Origin of the sequence: Rhodococcus sp. IEGM 1409 (assembly GCF_030056735.1) — a bacterium.
Classification (GTDB): domain Bacteria; phylum Actinomycetota; class Actinomycetes; order Mycobacteriales; family Mycobacteriaceae; genus Rhodococcus_F.
Genome location: NZ_JASHKN010000002.1, coordinates 323,607 through 342,406, shown reverse-complemented (window position 1 = coordinate 342,406; position 18,800 = coordinate 323,607). Strand labels below are relative to the sequence as shown.

Genomic DNA, 18,800 nt, shown 5'->3' with positions numbered 1-18,800 from the left:
GCTGTGGTCAGAGCGCCAGTTCCGGCGCGAAAGTCACGACTTCGTTTCCAGCCCAATGCTTTACGAGATTGTCGGCAAGTTCACGATAGGCGTCCGCGCCTTTGTTCTTTCGTCCGGCGAGGACCGTCGCGCCCGAAGCAGAGGCCTCCGCGAACTTGACGGTGCGTGGGATCGGCGGCGCCAGAACGGCCAGGGAGTAGCGGTCGCTGACGTCGGCGAGCACGTCGCGACTGTGAGTGGTCCGAGCGTCGTACAGAGTCGGAAGTGCGCCGAGCAGAACAAGATCCGGGTTGGTGATGGCCTGGACTTCACGAACCGTACGCAGCAGCTGTCCGACGCCGCGGTGCGCGAGGGTCTCGCATTGCAGCGGGACCAGAACCGACTGCGCCGCAGTCAATCCGTTGAGTGTGAGCACTCCCAACGACGGTGGGCAGTCGATGATGATGACGTCGTAACTACCCAGGAGCGGAGACAGCGCCCGCTTGAGCGCGAACTCTCGACCGGGTCGCATCAGGAGCAGCGCCTCGGCGCCCGCGAGATCGATGGTCGCCGGCAGGAGGTCCATGCCGTCTTCTGTCTTCAGCACGGCGTCAACCGCGTCGAGATCACCCGCCAGGACCTCGTTGACCGAACGCTCGAGGCGATCCGGATTGTGTCCGAGCGAGAACGTCAGGCAGCCCTGCGGGTCGAGATCCACCACCAGGACTCGCTGTCCGAGCGCGGACAAAGCCGCACCGAGGGAGGCGACCGTGGTGGTTTTAGCCACGCCGCCCTTTTGATTCGCCACTGCGAGAACCGTCGTCACACGTCGATCCTTGCGCACTTCGCGCCAGGAGGCGAGCTACACACGCTGGGCAGCCTGCAATGATGGTCCACATGGCTTCCCAGTCCGCCCCCTCGTCTATCCCCCTCAATGCTCGCGTCGTACTCATGCGCCACGGCGAAACCGAGTGGGCGCGCACCGGGAAACACACGGGTCGGACCGAGGTTCCGCTGACTCCGCTCGGCGAGATGCAGGCCACCGCGACCGGAAACCGCCTGCGGACACTCGACCTCCGCAATCCGATGATTCTCACGAGTCCTCGCTTGCGCGCTCAGTTGACGGGTGATCTCGCCGGCCTTCCGGAGGAACGAACCTGGGATGCGCTCTCCGAATGGGACTACGGCGATTACGAGGGCCTCACGACGCCCGAGATCCGCGCAACAGTGCCCGATTGGACCGTCTGGACGCACCCGTGCCCCGGCGGCGAGCAGTCGGATCAGATCCATGCCCGCACCGACATGGTGCTGTCGATGGTCCGTTCGCAACTACCCGAGCGGGATGTGATCTTGATCGGGCACGGACACTTCTCGCGCGCACTCATCGCCCGCTGGCTCGAGCTCCCGGTGACGGAAGGAAAGCGCTTCGCGTTGTTCCCGGGTGCATACACGGTTCTCGGTTACGAGCACGGCGCCACCCACCTCGTTCATCACAATGTGCCGCCGCTGGTAGAGGCCTAAGATTCTCTCCATGATTCGACGCGCCACACCCGCAGACGTCCAGCCGATCACCGACATGATCTACGAGTTGGCGGACTACCAGAAGGCCCTCGACGAGTGCACTGTGAAGGCGGAACAGATCGGCGAGGCTCTGTTCGGGCCGGCCGCGACGGCTTTCGCGCACGTCGCTGTGAATTCAGCCGACAACGTCGTCGGCATGGCGCTGTGGTTTCGCAATTTCTCGACCTGGGACGGCGCGCACGGTATCTACCTCGAAGATCTGTACGTCAAGCCCAGCCAACGCGGATCAGGGCACGGTAAGGCACTTCTGGCCGCGCTCGCCAAGGAGTGCACCGACAACGACTACACGCGGCTGTCCTGGTCGGTGATCAACTGGAACACACCCTCGATCAAGTTCTACGAGTCACTCGGCGCCGACGCAAAAACAGAGTGGACCACGTATCGCCTGACCGGCACCCACCTCGGAGCTCTCGCCGCCGAAGCAGAGTAGGCGTTCAGCCCTTCCTGTCCTGCGGCTCTTCGGGCTCGTCAGCGCCGGGGTTTCCCTCTTCCGGCGATACCTCGTCTGCGTACGCTCCGTACTCCGCTGCCATCCACCGAGACGTCGGCGCCGAGAACAGGCAGCCGAGGGCGCCGAGAACGACGACACCCAGAACGACGCCGAGCGGCACCTGATGCGAATCGGTCAGCAGCGACCAGGCGACCGGCAGGAGCAGCAACTGGGCGACGACGGCGATTGCCCGGCCCCACCGGCGACCGGTCAGCAGAGCGATCCCTGCAGCCAACACCGCGCCCCCGAGAATCGCGACCCAGGCGGCGAAGCCGTACCCGTTGGTGACGCTCTGATCGTGCCCGGTTGCGCCGCGAATCACCGCGACGATCGCGAACCCGGCGGCAACCAGCCCTTGCAGCGTCACGAGGGCACCTGCCCATCTGACTGTCTTGGGCAGGGCGTTCGGACTGGCGGTATTCGGCACGAGGCCAGCCTAGAACACGACACCGGATAGGCTCATGCCCCGTGCGCGCACTGCTGATCGTCAATCCCAATGCCACCTCCACCACCGCTGCCGGTCGTGACCTGTTGGCACACGCCCTCGAGAGCCGGGTGCGACTTACTGTGGCGCACACCACACATCGGGGACACGCTGCCGAACTGGCGCGCGAGGCCCACGAAGACGGCTTCGGCTCGGTGATCGTCCACGGCGGCGACGGAACGGTCAACGAAGTGGTCAACGGACTGCTCGGGGCACCGCATCCCGCGTCGATGAAATCGGTTCCGGTCGGTCCGATCCCGACGATCGCGGTCGTTCCAGGGGGCTCGGCCAACGTTTTCGCGCGTTCACTCGGTATTGCCGCCGACCCGATCGACGCCACAAACCAACTCGTCGACCTACTCTCGGAGCGGACGAGACGCCGAATCGGGCTCGCACATTGCGACAACCGTTGGTTCACGTTCAACGCCGGAATGGGCCTCGACGCCGATGTGTGTGAGGCCGTCGATGCCAGCCGCAAAAATGGTGACGCTGCCACTCCCGCCCGATATGTCCGAACCGCGATCGCAGCGTTCTTCCGCGCCAAGCGAGCCGAACCAGCCCTGACAGTCCACCTTCCCGATCAGGATCCCGTCCCCGGAGTCCACTACGCGTTCGTGTCGAACTCGAGCCCGTGGACATATCTGGAAGAGCGTCCCGTACACACCAATCCGGGAACGACCTTCGACAGTGGACTCGGCATCTTCGCAATGACGAGCACCAAAGTCCTACCGTCCCTGCGGGTTGTGCGCCAGCTCCTCGCACGCGGGGCAGAGCCGAAATCGAAGGTTCTCCTACGCACCGACGACGTCTCGACAATCACCATCGAATCGTCGCGACCGATCGGACTCCAGATGGACGGCGACTACATCGGACTGCGCGAAAAGGTCGAATTCACCTCGGTCCCGGATGCACTGGAAGTGTTCGCGCCGATCGCGACGTGAGTCAGGCAACAGGTTTGACCTGCAAAAACTCTGGTGCCGAATAGCCGAAATCGGGTAAAATGCCGGTGACGACCAGGTGGCCGTCAGGTGTGTCACAAATTAGTGAGTTGGCCCACGAACCCGTTCAAACCTATTGACATACCGCGAGTTCGTGAAAGCATTCACAAGTAACAGTGCGGAAACGTTGATGACGCACACACAAACTCATTGGTACCAAATGGTGTGAATACACACCCAATTAAGGAGCGAAAAAAGATGGACTGGCGCCACAACGCAATCTGTCGCGACGAGGATCCCGAACTGTTCTTCCCCGTGGGAAACAGCGGACCGGCCCTCGCTCAGATCGCTGATGCCAAGGTTGTCTGCAACCGCTGCCCCGTCACCGCCGAGTGCCTGTCCTGGGCCCTCGAGTCCGGTCAGGACGCAGGCGTCTGGGGCGGAATGAGCGAAGACGAGCGACGCGCACTCAAGCGTCGCAACGCACGTACCCGTGCACGCACTTCCGTCTAGGTAGAACCGAGACGTTCGACTTGCGGCGGAGTACAGCCCCTCCACACAGTCGAAGACGACAGCCCGGCACCACATGGTGCCGGGCTTTTTGTCCACTCGAATTACTAGTGCTGCTCGAATCAGTAACGCGCAGTACGTCTACCGAGCGGCACACGCAGAACCGCGTCGGTGCCGCCACCGCTTCCCGGGTGCAGTCCGAGCGAGCCGCCGAGTTCGGCGCCCAGCAGAGTCCGCACGATCTGAAGTCCGAGGCGATCGGACTTCTCGAGGTCGAAGTTCTCCGGCAGGCCACGCCCGTTGTCGTGGATGATCACGTCCAACCAGCGCGCAGAACGCTCGGCGCTGAGTGTGACCGTGCCGGTGAGTCCCGGATCGAAAGCGTGCTCGATCGCGTTCTGCACCAACTCCGTCAGCACCATGACCAGCGGGGTGGCGCGCTCAGCGGAGAACACTCCGAAACTTCCCTCGCGCCGAATCGTCACCGGCACACCTACTCCCGCGACATCGGAGAGCATGGGAACCAACCGGTCGATCACCTCGTCGAGATCCACCTCTTCGTCCACCGACATCGACAAGGTGTCGTGAACGAGGGCGATGGACGTCACGCGCCTCACCGATTCCGTCAATGCTTGTCGCGCTTCGTCGTTACCGGTTCGCCTGGCCTGTAGGCGCAGAAGCGCCGCGACGGTTTGCAGGTTGTTCTTCACTCGATGGTGAATTTCGCGGATGGTCGCGTCCTTGCTCAGGAGCGCGCGATCACGACGCTTGACCTCGGTGACGTCGCGGACGACGACCGCTGCACCGACGTGCCGACCTCCCGGCTTGAGAACCAGTGCACGCAGCAGAACTGTCGCCCCACGCGCCTCGATCTCCATTCGACGGCCAGGCTTGTCCGCCAACGTATCTCGGATGTATCCCGCCGCTTCCTGAGACTCGAACGGGTCGGTGACCAACGAGCGGGTCAACGCCGCGAGATCTTGTCCCACCAGATCAGAACTCAGGCCCATCCGGTGATACGCCGAGAGGGCGTTCGGGCTGGCGTAGACGACGGCGCCTTCGGTGTCGAGACGGATGAAACCATCGCCCGCACGTGGGCTCGAGTTCGTGTCGGAGCGCGATTCTCGGATCGGGAAGGTTCCGTCGCTGATCATCTGGCACAGGTCTTCGGCGCAGTCGAGATACGCGAGCTCGAGCGGACTCTGCGCTCGCTGGTGCGACAAGTTGGTGTCGCGGCTCAGAACTGCGATGACTTGCCCGTCCAGACGCACCGGAACGGCTTCCCTACGCGGCGGCATTCCTTCACGCCACGTCTCGTCTTCCCCACGCACAACGCGGCCCTCCACGAGAGCGCGAAGAACCTGCGGATGCTCGGACTCGGAAACGACCGTTCCAACCGCGTCCTCCGGGAAAGCCGTCGATGCCGTTGTCGGCCGGCAGTGCGCTACGCAGATGACCGTCCCTTCGGAACGGTTCTTCTCCGATTCGGTGCCCACCCACAGGAGAACGTCAGCAAAAGAGAGGTCGGCGAGCAGTTGCCACTCCCCCACGACGCGCTGGAGATGGTCGACCGCCGCACCCGGGAGATCGGTGTGTTCGGCGAGGAGGTCACTGAGAGTGGACATCGTCCGACTTAGGAGATCACGGCGATCAGATCGCCTTGCTGAATCACGTCGCCGACCTTGACGCCCACCGTCGTCACCGTTCCCGGAACCTCGGCCAGGACTGGAATTTCCATCTTCATCGATTCGAGGATGACCAGGGTGTCGCCGTCCGCGACGACGTCTCCCTCGCTCACGACGACCTGGTAGACCGTCGAAACCATCTCGGCGCGCACGTCTTCTGCCATCGTGAACCTCACTTCTGTCGGAACTGCACTCTGACCACGAAAATACATCGACGGATTACTCGATCGACCTGCCAATGGAACCACACCGGCATCGGCGTGAAACAATGACGCGAAAGAAACAGAAGGGAGACCAATCATGGGTAAGCGTGGTCGTAAGAAGCGCAGCCGTAAGGGCAACGCCGCTAACCATGGCAAGCGTCCAAACGCCTGACATGTAGCGCAACAAAACGTCCGAGGGGCGGGGAAGCATTGCTTCCCCGCCCCTCGGACGTTGTTGCTTTTCGAGGTTACTGCCCTTCAGATCTTCACTGAAGGGTCAGCTGTCGGCTTCGGTAGTCGTGATGACGATGGTCCGACGCAATTCGATGGTGAGCCGCTGACGCAGGCTTTCCGGTGCGTGATCCCCGCCGCACTTGCGGTTGATCAAGCTCTTGACCTTCTCCTCGATCCCGTAGGCCTCGAGGCACGATCCGCAGTCGTCGATATGACGCTGCAGGCGAGCGCGACTCGAATCGTCACATTCACCGTCGAGCATCAACCAGACGTCGGCGATGACTGCCGAGCAGTCGAGCCTTTCGAATTCGTCCTGCTCACTCATCGTTTGACACCTTCCGCCTCGGTGGCTGTGCCGGCCGTGGCCGTGTCGACTGCGCCGTTCCGATTGAATCCACGGTCTTTGGCGACATCGGCCAAGAGACCACGCAATTGCTTACGACCACGATGCAGCCGTGACATCACCGTCCCGATGGGTGTGCCCATGATCTCCGCGATCTCCTTGTACGGGAATCCCTCGACGTCCGCGTAATACACCGCCATCCGGAATTCCTCGGGCAGCGACTGCAGCGCCGCCTTGATGTCGTCGTCCGGCAGAGCGTCGAGCGCCTCCACCTCGGCCGAACGCAGACCGGTGGACGTGTGCTCTGCGGTGGCGGCCAACTGCCAGTCGGTGATCTCGTCCGTCGGATACTGCGCGGGTTGGCGCTGCTTCTTCCGGTACGAGTTGATGTATGTGTTGGTGAGAATCCGATACAGCCAGGCTTTCAGGTTGGTACCGGCACGGAACGAGCGGAAAGCTGTGTACGCCTTGACGTACGTCTCCTGCACGAGGTCTTCGGCATCAGCCGGGTTCCTCGTCATACGCAATGCAGCGCCGTACAACTGGTCGAGCAACGGGAGCGCGTCACGCTCGAACCGGGCAATCAACTCATCCGCAGTTTCGGGCCTTTCGGACACCGCACCATCGACAGGTTCGGTGACCTCCGACGGTTCGTCTTCGGTAACCTGCGACGGTTCGTCCTTGGGCCGGTCGTGTTCCAGCACTCTGATCCCTTCACTAGCCGTAGGGATCAAGGTTACCGCCAACTGAAGATCCGACCCACGGGCCGGTGGTGGCTCACACACAGCCAGCACGGTCGCTCCTTCGCTTCTCGGGACAAGTTTCATCAACTGGTACCAACACGGGAGTCTGCGACTCTGTTCCCGGCCTGGTCGGAGTCCGGACAGAGGGGTCCACCTAAGGTCTTCGTCATGGCCGGAACAGCGACCCCTGCGACCGCACTGCTCGCCAAGTCGAAGACACCGCACCGCGTTCACAGCTACGACCACGACCCACGCGCCGAATCGTTCGGCGACGAGGCGGTCACAGCACTGGCCGAGTTGGTGGGAGTCGAGGCCGCCCAGATCTTCAAGACCTTGGTCGTCAAACTCGATTCGGGCAAGCTCGCCGTCGCTGTTCTGCCGGTACCGGACAAACTCTCACTCAAAGCTGCAGCCGCTGCCCTCGGTGCAAGCAAAGCCGTCATGGCCGATCGCGCCGAAGCCGAGCGCTCGAGCGGCTACGTCTTCGGTGGTATCTCACCGCTCGGCCAACGCAAGAAACTGCCGACCGTGATCGATGCCTCGGCTCTCGACTGGGATCGGGTTCTCTGCAGCGCCGGACGGCGCGGCCTCGAAATCGAACTGGCTCCGACCGACCTTGCCCAGCTGAGCGGCGCGGTCACCGCACAAATCACAGCGGGCTGAGGATCCGGTCGCTACGGTCTGTTCATGCGTACACAAACCAAGCGTCCGCCCCTGAAAACTTTTGCACTGACCGCCGCAGCCGCAGCCCTCACCGTCTCACTGACGGCCTGCGGGAGTTCCGGCAGCGCCGCCAAGGAAGTCACGGTGGTCGGATCAGGACAGGTTCGGGGGGCACCGGACATCCTCAACGCGGACATCGGCATCGAGGTTGTCGCCGCGGATGTATCGGGAGCGGTTTCCGAGTCGAATGACAAGGCCCGCCAGATGATTGACGCGATAGTCAATGCCGGCGTGGCCCCCGAGGACGTGCAGACAAGCGACCTGTCCGTTCAGCCGCAGTACGACGCCACTGGTGGGCCGTTCGTCGGCGGTAACGTGACGGGCTACCGGGCAACCAACTCGGTACGAATCGTCGTACGCGATCTCGACAAGGCTTCGGGTGTGCTGGACGCCGGTATCGCGGCGGGCGGAAACGCAGCGCGGCTCGGCAACGTTGCCTTCGCCATCGACGACGACTCTCAGCTTCTGGCCGACGCACGCACCAGGGCTTTCGAGGACGCGAAGAACCGTGCCGAGCAGTACGCGGATCTCTCCGGTACGTCGCTCCAGAGCGTCGTGACCATCACCGAGGCGCACGACACCAGCGGCGGCCAGACCATGCGCGCTCCCGACACCTCGATGTCCGACATCGTTCTCGCCCCGGGAACCCAGCAGGTTTCGTTCGAAGTGACCGTCACCTGGTCTCTCGGCTGACCGCTAGAGCAGACTGATCTGCTCGCCGGCGCGGTCGACGTCCGGCTCGATCAACTCGTGTCCGTTGTTCTTGACACTGTTGACCAGCGGCCGGACTCGATCGATGTCGATCCGCTCGAAAAGGTCCGGGGTCGGTTCGAGCAGGGCCGAATCGACGGTGTTGTCGGGATCGAGCCACGCTTCCCAGCGGTCACGAGGTAGGGCGAGGGGCATCCGGTCGTGAACCCGCTCCAGGTGACCGAGTGAGTCAACTGTGACGATCGAGCAGCTCAGGACGGGGCTCGCATTCTCGACATTCGGGTCCCGCCAGGCAGACCACACACCAGCCATGAACAGCCGTGATCCGTCGTCGGGGTGCATGTAGTAAGGAATCTTCGCTGCCTTCTTCCCACCGGTGGCCTCGGTCTGCCACTCGTACCACCCGTCCATCGGGACCAGGCAACGCTTGAACTTGAACGCGGTCCGAAACGCCGGCTTCTCCGCCAACGAGTCGGCACGAGCGTTGAACAGGACCGGGCCTTTGCCCAGTTCCTTGGTCCACGAGGGCACCAATCCCCAGCGCATCCGCCGAATTCTCTTGGTCGGATCGCTGTCGGGGTTTTCCCGATCGTGGCGTTCCACAACGGTCAGCACCTCGGTCGTCGGTGCCACGTTGTAGTCGGCTTCGACGGGCGCCGAGTGGTCGGTCTCGTCGAGCGCATCGAGTTCCACCGCCAGGGTGGCCGGGTCCGCTGTGGTCGCATACCTTCCGCACATGACACCCAGGGTGGCATGGTTTCGACCATTCCCCCACCGATGAGAGAAGATGGACCATGTGAGTCTGAGTCTGTGGAGCGCCCCGAGGGCCCAAGCACCCGTCGATGCAGTGGTGACGCTGCCCGGATCCAAGTCCATCACCAATCGAGCTCTGATTCTGGCCGCACTTGCGGATGGCCCCTCCACGATCACGGGTGCACTCCGCAGCCGTGACGCCGATCTGATGATCGCCGCTTTACGCGACCTCGGTATCGGCGTCGAGGAAGCCGGCGATCCGACCACACTGCGCGTAGTTCCCGGCCCCCTCCGCGGCGGAGACGTCGACTGCGGTCTCGCCGGCACCGTGATGCGCTTCCTGCCGCCGCTCGCCGCGATGGCCGACGGAATCGTCCGCTTCGACGGCGACGAGCAGGCACGCACACGACCTCTCGGCACCATTCTGGAGGCACTGCGCGGACTCGGCGCACACATCGAGGGTGACGCACTCCCGTTCACCGTCACCGGAACCGGATCCCTACGCGGCGGGACGGTCACCATCGACGCATCCGGTTCGTCGCAGTTCGTCTCCGGTCTCCTCCTCTCGGCTGCTGCCTTCGAAGAGGGCGTCACCGTCCATCACGACGGCAAGCCGGTCCCCTCCATGCCGCACATCGACATGACCGTCGAAATGCTCAGGCAGGCCGGCATTTCCGTGACAACACCCGCCACGGGTGGTGACGCTGACACCTGGCGGGTGACACCGGGGCCCGTAGCCGCCGTGGACTGGGCGATCGAACCCGATCTCTCCAACGCCACACCGTTCCTGGCCGCTGCCGCAGTCACCGGAGGAACCGTCAGCGTCCCGATGTGGCCGTCGTCGACGACGCAGCCAGGCGACGCGATCCGCGGGATCCTCGCGTCGATGGGCGCCGACGTCACTCTTGCCGACGGCGTGCTGACTGTTCGCGGCCCGGAGAAATTGCGCGGCATCGACATCGACCTCCACGACGAGGGAGAGCTCACCCCCACCGTCGCTGCCCTGGCCGCTCTCGCCGAGGGCACCTCGCACCTACGAGGTATCGCGCACCTGCGCGGGCACGAGACCGACCGTCTGGCAGCCCTCGCCGACGAGATCAACAAGCTCGGCGGCTCCGTCACCGAAACCGACGACGGACTGACCATCGTCCCCACGGAACTCCATGGCGGACAATGGCTCTCGTATGCCGACCACCGCATGGCAACAGCCGGTGCCATAATCGGCCTGGTTGTCGACGGCGTCGAGGTGGACGACGTCGGAACCACCGCCAAGACGTTGCCCGGTTTCGAGAACATGTGGGCCGACATGCTCGAGAGTTCGACCGCGACGCCGAAGGCAAGCTTCTGACTCCGCGGCAGTACGACGAGTCCGACGTCCGGGTACGCCCCGGACGCGGATCCCGCCCCCGTACGAAGACTCGGCCCGAACATCTGTCGGCTGAATCGGGGATGGTGGTGTCGAAGGATCGTGGCCGTTGGGGTTGCGTCCTGGGCGGCGATCCCGACCGGCTGATCGTGACGATGCGCGCCCGCGAACTGGGCCGCACCCCCATCGTCGTCGGCGATCAGGTGGACATTGTCGGCGATCTGTCGGGCAAAACCGACACCCTCGCTCGCATTATCCGGGTCTCCGAGCGTTCGACAGTTCTGCGCCGAACAGCCGACGACACCGATCCCTTCGAACGCATCGTCGTCGCGAACGCCGAGCAGTTGCTCATCGTCGTGGCACTCGCGGATCCGCCACCGCGCACCGGCTTCGTCGAGCGCGCGCTGGTCGCCGCCTACGTGGGTGGCCTGACGCCGATCGTCTGCCTGACCAAGAGCGACCTCGAACCACCGGAGGAATTCGCGAGCACTTTCGCCGACCTCGACATCCAAGTAGTGGTCGCCGGCCGCGACGATCCCTTGGACGAATTGACGCAGATCCTCGAGCACAAGTTGACCGCCCTGATCGGGCATTCCGGCGTCGGAAAGTCGACGTTGGTCAATCGCCTTGTCCCTGATGCCAATAGGGCGGTCGGCATCGTATCCGGCGTCGGCAAGGGGCGGCACACATCGACACAATCGGTGGCGCTCCCCCTCGCCGGGGGCGGCTGGGTGATCGACACACCCGGCATCCGTTCGTTCGGTCTGGCGCACATCTCACCCGAGAACGTGGTGGCGGCGTTCTCGGATCTGGCTGCGGCCATTGAGGATTGCCCGCGCGGATGCACGCACCTGGGGCCGCCGGCAGATCCCGAATGCAAGCTCGACCTACTGGAGGGCAAATCCGCTCGGCGCGTCGTCGCTGTGCGACAACTTCTGGAAGCGATCAAGTCCAACGATCAGTACTGAGCAAGAACCCCGAGTAACAACCCTGAGCGACAACAGAGAAGCGGCCCGACACCATTGAATGGTGTCGGGCCGCTTGTTGTCTCTGGTCAGCGCAGTCGGGGATCAGCGCAGTCGGGGATCAGCGCAGGCCGAGGAGGCTGCGCAGCTTTCCACTCTTACGCTTACGTGCGATGGCGCTCTTGAGACCGCTACGACGTCCGGTCACGGGATCTACAGTCGACGTCGGATCGCCGTCGAACATCCGCTCCGACGCCGTCTCGGGCGCATTGTCGACGGTGTCCTTGAGGTACTTGTTGGGCAGCGACAGCTTGGCGATGGTGCGCCACGACTTGGCGTACTGCACGGCGAGCGGGCCCGTCGTGTACGGCAGGTCGTACTTGTCCGCGAGCTGACGCACAGTGACCGCGATGTCCTTGTAGCGGTTGCTGGGCAGATCGGGGAACAGATGATGCTCGATCTGGTAGCTCAGGTTGCCCGTCAGGAAGTCCATGAGCGCGCTGCCCTCGATGTTGGCACTGCCGAGCATCTGGCGCAGGTACCACTGAGCCTGCGTTTCCTTGTCGATGTCTTCCTTGGTGAACTTCTCGGCGCCGTCCGGGAAGTGGCCGCAGAAGATGACCGCGTTGGTCCACACGTTCCGCAGAGTGTTGGCGGTGAAGTTGGCCGACAACGTGCTCTTCCACGCCGGGCCGGTGATGGCCGGGTAAATGATGTAGTCGCGCAAGACCTGCTTGCCGATCTTCTCGCCGACCTCACGGAGCTTGCGCTGCGTCTCTTCCTTGTCGGCGCGACCCTTGGCTACCTTGCCCAGCTCGAGGTGCTGAGCAGCGATGCCGTACTCGAAGAACAGGGCGAGCAGGGTGTTGTAGACCAGGTTGCCCGCGTTGAAGGGCTTCCACCGCTGATCGCGGGTGACGCGGAGGAGCCCGTATCCGACGTCGTCGTCCATTCCAAGGACGTTGGTGTACTTGTGATGCAGGTAGTTGTGGGTCTGCTTCCAGTGCGCAGACGGGCCGGTGACATCCCACTCCCACGAGGTGGAATGAATCTCCGGGTCATTCATCCAGTCCCACTGCCCGTGCATCACGTTGTGCCCGAGTTCCATGTTCTCGATGATTTTCGAGAGTGTCAGCAGGCCCACTCCGGCGAGCCACGCCGGACGGCGGCGGCTGGCGAAAAGCACTGCACGGCCACTGATTTCGAGTGAGCGCTGCAGGCGAATGACGTTGCGCACGTAGCGCGCATCCTTCTCGCCGCGCGATTCCTCGATGTCGCGACGAATCGCGTCGAGTTCGCGGCCGAGCGCCTCGATGTCAGCGTCCGTGAGATGTGCGTATTCCTTGACATCTGCAATCGCCATGGAAAGCCTCCTAGCAGTGAGTTAGGCGCAAAGTAGTAAGTGCAGAACGATCATGAATTCGAATCGTTCAGATCAACTGCACCTACTGTAGCGTAACTTACGGCACCGTAGGTTAGGTTTTTCCCGATGTAACCTATATCACTTCCGGCGCTTGGGCATGCGGGAACGGGCCTGCGACTTGAGTGCGGTCAACAATCCCAGACGCTTACCGGTGACGGGATCGGTACGCAGGTCCTCGACCATCGCCATGGCTGCGTCCCGGAATCCCGAGTCACGGAACCGTAGTTCCGAGGACGTTTCCGGAGCATTGTCCGAGGTCGCAGTCAGCCACTTGTCCGGCAATGCCAACTTGTGGATCGTGCGCAGTGCCAGAAGATACTGCTTGAAGAGCGAACCGGTGGTGTACGGGAGATCGAACTTCTCGCACAGCGCGCGCATCTTCACGGCAATTTCGGGGTAGCGGTTGCTCGGCAGATCAGGGAACACGTGGTGCTCGATCTGGTAGCTCAGATTGCCGCTCATCAGGCCCATGAGCTTGCCCGAATTGAAGTTCGCGCTACCGAGCATCTGGCGCAGGTACCACTCGTGACGAGTCTCCTGCTCGAATTCGGCAACGGTGAACTTCTCTGCGCCGTCCGGGAAGTGGCCACAGAAGATGACGACGTACGCCCACAGGTTGCGCACGAGATTCGCGGTGGCATTGGCCGTCATGGTCGACTTCCACGCCGGCCCCGTCAACGCCGGGAACAAGATGAAGTCCTTGCCCACCTGACGAAAGATCTTGCGCGCGAAGTCTTTGTTCGCCTGCGAGTTCAGTTGCCCCTTTTCCGTGCCCTCCAACTCGGCTGCCGCTGTCAGGTCGTGCAGAGCGATACCCCACTCGAACGTGGCCGCCAAAATCACGTTGGCGATCGGCTGGAAGAGGTTGATCGGCTTCCACGGCTCGTCACGCGTCATACGCAGAATCCCGAAACCGAGATCCTCGTCCATCCCTACGACGTTGGTGTACGTGTGGTGTTGGTAGTTGTGTGCGCGCTTCCAGTGCTCGGAAGGACCGGTCTGATCCCACTCCCACGAGACGGAGTGGATCTCGGGATCGTTCATCCAGTCCCATTGCCCGTGCATCACGTTATGCCCGAGTTCCATGTTCTCGATGATCTTCGACAGGCTCAGCAGCGTCGTACCGACCAGCCACGCCGGTCGATACCGGCTGCCGAACAGTGCGATACGCCCGCCGAGCTCCAACGCTCGTTGCACGCGAATGACGCGACGAATGTAACGGGCGTCCCGGATGCCGCGAGAGTCTTCGATGTCGAGTCGAATCTGATCGAGTTCACGTCCGAGAGCTTCGACATCGGCCTCGGTGAGGTGCGAAAACTCTTTGATATCGGTGATGGCCACCGTGGTCCTCCGTGTGCCTAGAAGCTATGCGTCCAGCGTACAGTCGCCCGCGGCGGCGGAGATGCACGTCTGAATGCGCTCGCCCTCCGCGTGCTGTTTCCCCGAGCGTAGATCGATCGCGTGGCCGGCAACGAGCGGTACGACACATGTCTGGCAGATGCCCATGCGGCAACCGAACGGCATCAAGGCACCGGACTGCTCGCCGGCTTCCAGAAGCGTCGTCGCGCCGTCGACCGTGATCGTCTTACCCGACTTCTCGAACGTGACCGTGCCGCCGTCCGCCGAAGCGTCGATACGTGATACCGCGAATCGCTCCATGTGGAGTCGATCCTCGATACCTTCCGCCTTCCAGACGTCTTCGAGTTCGTCGAGCAACGGAAGCGGTCCGCACGCCCAGGTGTGGCGCTCGCGCCAGTCGGGACAGACCGTGTCGAGAGAGCTGAGTTTGAACTTTCCGTCACGTCGCGTGAGTTGGACGTGGCTGACGAAGTCCTCGTGCTCGACGTGCAACGCCGTGAGTTCGTCGGCGAACATCACGTCGGATTCCGTCGGAGCCGAGTGGATGTGCATGACGTCGGGCAATTGACCGCGCCGGTTCATCGTCCGCAACATGCCCATGACCGGAGCGATGCCGCTGCCCGCAGTGATGAACAGGATCTTCTCCGGCGGCGGATCCGGCAAGGCGAAGTTGCCGGACGGCGTGGCCAGTCGAACGATGGTTCCCGAAGGGACCGCGCCACTGACGAGGTGACTCGAGAGGAAGCCCTCGGGCATCGCCTTGACCGCGATGGAGATGCGCTTGTTCTCCCAGTTGGGAGGAGAGGTCAGGGAGTACGAGCGCCAATGCCACCGCCCGTCGATGTGGAGGCCGATACCGATGTACTGCCCCGGCTGGTAGTTGAAGTCGAATCCCCAACCCGGCTTGATGACGATGGTCGCCGAATCCGTGGTTTCGGGCCGTACCTCGACAATCTGACCACGCAGCTCGCGGGCCGACCACAGCGGATTTGCGAGGTGCAGATAGTCGTCGGGAAGCAACGGTGTGGTCAGCCGAGCCGCCGCACCACGAAGCAGATTGAGCTTCGACCGCGCTGCCGGAACTACCGACGCTGCCGGTGCCTCGATCCAGTCCTTCAGACCCATCAGACCTCCACCTCTCACCTTCCGAACCCACTGCCTACGGTACCGTAGGTTATCAGGTTACGGTACCGTAGGTTACTTCACGGTAAGCACATTCACAGCAGGTCGAGCAAGAACGGCAACTCCTGCGCGGCGTACCACGCCAACTCGTGGTCCTCCGCGTCGCCGAGCGTGAACTCGGCATCGGCATCACCGAGATCCGCCGCGTCGACTATGCCAGCAGCGCGCTCGATGTCCGATTCTGCCTGTTCGAGGTCGACATGCACAGATGCAACCTGAGCCATCGTGACGGGACCTGCCAGTCGAACTACCGAATCGTCGAGATCGGGCCGCAATTTCACCTCGGCATCGTCGACGTCGGCAGCCACGACTGCCCGCCGGAAGGTGACGTCACCCTCGGTTCCGGCGATCAGCCGCAGCGACGCACGCGCCGCCTCACCCATGGCGACCTCGGCCAACTCGTCGTCGTCCCCCGCCGCATATGACTCACGCAGAGTCGGGGTGACCGCAAAAGCCGTCCGGCTCATCGGGTCGAACTCCTGATCTGCGACCAACTTCTGCAAAATCTCGACCGTCGCCGGCACGTACACCCTCATGAGACCACCTTCATGCTCGTTCGTCACCCATGCTCGTTCGTCACCCATGCTCGGTCGTCACCGACTCGCATCCGTCAATTCCTCGAGTGACTCGAAGATCAGCGAACGAACGACGTCGACGTCCGACATCGCGTCACGGTCGGCATTCAAACCGTAGTAGACATTTCCGTCGTACGACGTCAGGGCGATGCTGAGTGTCTGATTCTTGAGCAGTGGCGACACCGGATACATCTCCAGCATCCGAGCCCCGCCGAGGTAGAGCGGGAACTGCGGCCCCGGTGCGTTGGTGATCATCAGGTTGAACATTCGCTGCGACAGACTGCTGGCCGCACGCGAGCTCATCGCATGCAGCGTCGCCGGCGCAAACCCGGACATCCGCACCATCGTCTGTGCGGTCACCCGCCGGCCCTGGCGTGCGAACGCCTCCGTCGCATGCGCCACGTGCGAGAGCCGAACCACCGCGTTGGGTTCGCCGACAGGCAGGTCGATCAGGAACGAGGAAACATGTCCCGGTGCCTGCGGATCGTCGACATCGGGACTTTCGGGGCCATCCGTGTAGACCGACATGGGCACCATCGCCCGCACGGTGGTCGCCTCGGTCACCGGTTCGCCGCGCGAGAGCAGCCAGTTCCGCATCGCACCTGCGATGACGGTCAGAATCACGTCGTTGATCTCGCACCCGTACCGCGCACGAATACGTCGATAGTCCTCTAGAGACGTCTTGGCCACCGCGAGGCGTCGATTGCGCGAGATGGTGGCGTTGAGCGGGCTCGACGGGGCCACCTGCGTCGCCGTTCGAACCACTTCTGCAAGTTTTCCGAGTGCACTCACCGCCTCGGTGAGAGACGTGGTCACGTCGTTGAACATTGCGCGTGCCTGCGCGATCCCGTCCCCCGGGCTCGTCACGAGATCTGCCAGTGCACTGACCAACAAGCTGGTGTCGCTCGGCGGCCTGGCCGGCATCCACAGTTCCTCGGGGCCGGGCGCTCGATTCTTCTCGGGATCGAAGATCACCTGACTGATCTCGGGAGCCGCTTCGCCGTCCACCAACGACGAATGAGACTTCGTGAAGATGGCAAATCTGTTTCTGGACAGCCCCTCGACCAGGTACATCTCCCACAACGGCCTCGTGCTGTCGAGCGGCCTCGACGTCAGCCGGGCGATCAGATCCATCAGCTGTTCGTCGGAACCGGGCTTGGGCAGAGCCGATCGGCGTACGTGGTACGTGATGTCGAAATCCGAGTCGTCCACCCAGACCGGTCGGGCCAGGCCGAACGCCACCTCACGAACCCTCTGGCGGTACCGCGGAACCGATCCGAGCCGATCTTCGACCAGACGAAGCAATTCCTCGTGATCGATCCCGTTTCGCAGTTGCCGGAAAATCCCCAACGAGCCGACATGCATCGGCGTCGTCCCGGCTTCGAGGAAGTAGAAAGCCGCGTCCTGAGTGGTCAGTCTGTTCACCATGGCTTCGTGTCCCCTCCTTCGCCCAGATCGAACAGAATCGACAACTCCTCGATCGTCGATTCCGAGCCGACGTGATGGACGCCGACCATCCCGACGGCCACCGCCGCGCGCACGTTGATTTCGAGATCGTCCACGAAAACGAAGTCCTCGGGGTCGACGCCCAACCGACTCGCCGCCAGCAGATAGATCTCGGCATCCGGCTTTGTCATCTCCACGTCTCCGGACAGGATCACGTCGTCGACCAAGACCCCGTCGCCGAGATCCCGCAACCACTGAGCATTGGCGCCGCCCGGATCGTTACTGACGATTCCCGTCACGATTCCGCGGGCCCTCACAGCGCGCACGAGCGCGCTCAAGCCCTCGAGATCCGATCCCGGACCGAACAGCACGCCACCGACATCCAACAGAAGTCCCCGCACGCCATCACCCTAAGTCGCGATGGTGATCACGGCGACATCTCGAGCATTTCGTGTCATGCTTCTCACTATCGCTCGGGGGAGCGAAAGTCCGAGTCGGCCATCTCGGACGCACGATCATCCGGGGGGATGTCATGGAGCAGGACTCTGTGCTCGAGAACAACGCTGCAATCTTTCTCGAGCCGGCACCGCAATTCGAGCCTCACGCACACACCGTCGTACTGTCGCGGCCGCAGTCCCGCCCAGACCGAACGCAGTGCAGAACAGACCGAACGCTGCGTCACCCACGAAAGACGCCACACAACGGAACGTCGTCGCACGCCACTCCTGGCCCAACTACTCCTGGCCCAAGTACTTCTGGTCCGAGTTCTCCTGATCCGAGTGCGGTGGGTGCCGACATCTTCTGGAACCGATCACTTCGACTTGTTCTGGAGACCGTCGACCGACGACGAAATCCACGCCAGCTCAAAGGCGTGCTTACGCCGACCGTCCTGGAAGTTGTTGCGCGACTGTACACTTCAGACTTTTCGGCCCGGAAACTCGGCGGCGCAGCTGTTCACATGACGCACGTCCAAGCAGTGTCGGAGCGCACCGCCGAAGTCTGTGCGACGTACACACGAGGCAAGCAGACATTCGCCGTCGCAGGTCGGATCGACCACACAGACGGAACAGGCTGGACGGTCACCGCACTACACGTGGTGTGACCGTC

Annotated in this window: 23 protein-coding genes; 10 read left to right on the top strand and 13 right to left on the bottom strand. The window is 62.9% G+C overall.

The window, feature by feature from the left end; translation table 11 throughout:
• Positions 1-7 precede the first annotated feature (7 nt).
• Positions 8-805: a ParA family protein gene (locus tag QM716_RS07580; protein WP_283303594.1), complete on the bottom strand. Its 798-nt coding sequence runs from the start codon at positions 803-805 to the stop codon at positions 8-10.
• A gap of 71 nt (positions 806-876) precedes the next feature.
• Between QM716_RS07580 and QM716_RS07575 the strand changes: the two genes are divergently transcribed.
• Both QM716_RS07575 and QM716_RS07570 read left to right on the top strand, forming a co-directional pair.
• Positions 877-1,500, top strand: a complete 624-nt coding sequence (locus QM716_RS07575) for an acid phosphatase (protein WP_283303593.1) — start codon at positions 877-879, stop codon at positions 1,498-1,500.
• A 10-nt stretch (positions 1,501-1,510) separates the two neighbouring features.
• Positions 1,511-1,990 carry a GNAT family N-acetyltransferase gene (locus QM716_RS07570; RefSeq protein WP_283303592.1) on the top strand — a complete coding sequence of 160 codons (480 nt, stop codon included), beginning with the start codon at positions 1,511-1,513 and terminating at the stop codon, positions 1,988-1,990.
• A 4-nt stretch (positions 1,991-1,994) separates the two neighbouring features.
• On the opposite strand, the gene QM716_RS07565 is transcribed toward QM716_RS07570, so the two are convergent.
• Positions 1,995-2,477: a hypothetical protein gene (locus tag QM716_RS07565; RefSeq protein ID WP_283303591.1), complete on the bottom strand. Its 483-nt coding sequence runs from the start codon at positions 2,475-2,477 to the stop codon at positions 1,995-1,997.
• A gap of 41 nt (positions 2,478-2,518) precedes the next feature.
• On the opposite strand from QM716_RS07565, the gene QM716_RS07560 reads away from it, so the two are divergent.
• On the top strand, positions 2,519-3,475 hold the full coding sequence (locus QM716_RS07560) for a diacylglycerol/lipid kinase family protein (protein ID WP_283303590.1): 957 nt from the start codon (positions 2,519-2,521) through the stop codon (positions 3,473-3,475).
• A gap of 255 nt (positions 3,476-3,730) precedes the next feature.
• Entirely contained in the window at positions 3,731-3,985 is a 255-nt protein-coding gene (locus tag QM716_RS07555) for a WhiB family transcriptional regulator (RefSeq protein WP_003940950.1), read from the top strand.
• A gap of 119 nt (positions 3,986-4,104) precedes the next feature.
• Here QM716_RS07555 and QM716_RS07550 read toward each other — a convergent pair whose 3' ends face one another.
• Complete coding sequence (locus QM716_RS07550; RefSeq protein WP_283303589.1) at positions 4,105-5,607, bottom strand: sensor histidine kinase; 1,503 nt, start codon at positions 5,605-5,607, stop codon at positions 4,105-4,107.
• Positions 5,608-5,615: 8 nt separating this feature from the next.
• Positions 5,616-5,831: a biotin/lipoyl-binding carrier protein gene (locus QM716_RS07545; protein ID WP_007731208.1), complete on the bottom strand. Its 216-nt coding sequence runs from the start codon at positions 5,829-5,831 to the stop codon at positions 5,616-5,618.
• A gap of 136 nt (positions 5,832-5,967) precedes the next feature.
• Here QM716_RS07545 and QM716_RS29335 point away from each other — a divergent pair, with 136 nt between their 5' ends.
• Positions 5,968-6,042 carry a 50S ribosomal protein bL37 gene (locus QM716_RS29335; protein WP_022597109.1) on the top strand — a complete coding sequence of 25 codons (75 nt, stop codon included), beginning with the start codon at positions 5,968-5,970 and terminating at the stop codon, positions 6,040-6,042.
• Positions 6,043-6,147: 105 nt separating this feature from the next.
• Here QM716_RS29335 and rsrA read toward each other — a convergent pair whose 3' ends face one another.
• The gene (gene rsrA, locus QM716_RS07540; protein WP_283303588.1) at positions 6,148-6,429 is read right to left on the bottom strand and encodes a mycothiol system anti-sigma-R factor; all 282 of its coding nucleotides are present in this window, start codon (positions 6,427-6,429) and stop codon (positions 6,148-6,150) included.
• Positions 6,426-7,151, bottom strand: a complete 726-nt coding sequence (locus tag QM716_RS07535) for a sigma-70 family RNA polymerase sigma factor (protein WP_502941975.1) — start codon at positions 7,149-7,151, stop codon at positions 6,426-6,428. Before QM716_RS07535 ends, rsrA begins: the two co-directional genes overlap by 4 nt.
• A gap of 207 nt (positions 7,152-7,358) precedes the next feature.
• On the opposite strand from QM716_RS07535, the gene ybaK reads away from it, so the two are divergent.
• Both ybaK and QM716_RS07525 read left to right on the top strand, forming a co-directional pair.
• The gene (gene ybaK / locus QM716_RS07530) at positions 7,359-7,853 is read left to right on the top strand and encodes a Cys-tRNA(Pro) deacylase (RefSeq protein ID WP_283303587.1); all 495 of its coding nucleotides are present in this window, start codon (positions 7,359-7,361) and stop codon (positions 7,851-7,853) included.
• A 24-nt stretch (positions 7,854-7,877) separates the two neighbouring features.
• Positions 7,878-8,606, top strand: coding sequence for an SIMPL domain-containing protein (locus QM716_RS07525; RefSeq protein WP_283303586.1), 729 nt, complete (start codon positions 7,878-7,880; stop codon positions 8,604-8,606).
• A 3-nt stretch (positions 8,607-8,609) separates the two neighbouring features.
• On the opposite strand, the gene QM716_RS07520 is transcribed toward QM716_RS07525, so the two are convergent.
• Positions 8,610-9,362 carry an SOS response-associated peptidase gene (locus tag QM716_RS07520; protein ID WP_283303585.1) on the bottom strand — a complete coding sequence of 251 codons (753 nt, stop codon included), beginning with the start codon at positions 9,360-9,362 and terminating at the stop codon, positions 8,610-8,612.
• Between the two features lie 49 nt (positions 9,363-9,411).
• Here QM716_RS07520 and aroA point away from each other — a divergent pair, with 49 nt between their 5' ends.
• Entirely contained in the window at positions 9,412-10,725 is a 1,314-nt protein-coding gene (gene aroA, locus QM716_RS07515; RefSeq protein ID WP_283303584.1) for a 3-phosphoshikimate 1-carboxyvinyltransferase, read from the top strand.
• Positions 10,674-11,711 (top strand): ribosome small subunit-dependent GTPase A, encoded by a 1,038-nt coding sequence (gene rsgA, locus QM716_RS07510; RefSeq protein ID WP_283303583.1) that lies wholly within the window; start codon positions 10,674-10,676, stop codon positions 11,709-11,711. The genes aroA and rsgA overlap by 52 nt, the downstream gene beginning before the upstream one ends.
• A 118-nt stretch (positions 11,712-11,829) precedes the next feature.
• Here rsgA and QM716_RS07505 read toward each other — a convergent pair whose 3' ends face one another.
• The 6 genes from QM716_RS07505 to QM716_RS07480 form a co-directional block, all read right to left on the bottom strand.
• Positions 11,830-13,071 (bottom strand): fatty acid desaturase family protein, encoded by a 1,242-nt coding sequence (locus tag QM716_RS07505; RefSeq protein ID WP_283303582.1) that lies wholly within the window; start codon positions 13,069-13,071, stop codon positions 11,830-11,832.
• 138 nt (positions 13,072-13,209) lie between these two features.
• Positions 13,210-14,472: a fatty acid desaturase family protein gene (locus QM716_RS07500; protein ID WP_283303581.1), complete on the bottom strand. Its 1,263-nt coding sequence runs from the start codon at positions 14,470-14,472 to the stop codon at positions 13,210-13,212.
• Positions 14,473-14,496: 24 nt separating this feature from the next.
• The gene (locus QM716_RS07495; protein ID WP_283303580.1) at positions 14,497-15,615 is read right to left on the bottom strand and encodes a ferredoxin reductase; all 1,119 of its coding nucleotides are present in this window, start codon (positions 15,613-15,615) and stop codon (positions 14,497-14,499) included.
• 92 nt (positions 15,616-15,707) lie between these two features.
• Positions 15,708-16,208, bottom strand: a complete 501-nt coding sequence (locus tag QM716_RS07490) for a DUF6912 family protein (protein WP_283303579.1) — start codon at positions 16,206-16,208, stop codon at positions 15,708-15,710.
• 57 nt (positions 16,209-16,265) lie between these two features.
• On the bottom strand, positions 16,266-17,675 hold the full coding sequence (locus QM716_RS07485; RefSeq protein ID WP_283303578.1) for a WS/DGAT/MGAT family O-acyltransferase: 1,410 nt from the start codon (positions 17,673-17,675) through the stop codon (positions 16,266-16,268).
• On the bottom strand, positions 17,669-18,094 hold the full coding sequence (locus tag QM716_RS07480; protein ID WP_283303577.1) for an HAD-IA family hydrolase: 426 nt from the start codon (positions 18,092-18,094) through the stop codon (positions 17,669-17,671). The genes QM716_RS07485 and QM716_RS07480 overlap by 7 nt, the downstream gene beginning before the upstream one ends.
• A gap of 131 nt (positions 18,095-18,225) precedes the next feature.
• Here QM716_RS07480 and QM716_RS07475 point away from each other — a divergent pair, with 131 nt between their 5' ends.
• A complete protein-coding gene (locus QM716_RS07475) occupies positions 18,226-18,795 on the top strand; it encodes an Rv3235 family protein (RefSeq protein ID WP_283303576.1) in 570 nt (189 codons plus the stop codon).
• Positions 18,796-18,800: the final 5 nt, after the last annotated feature.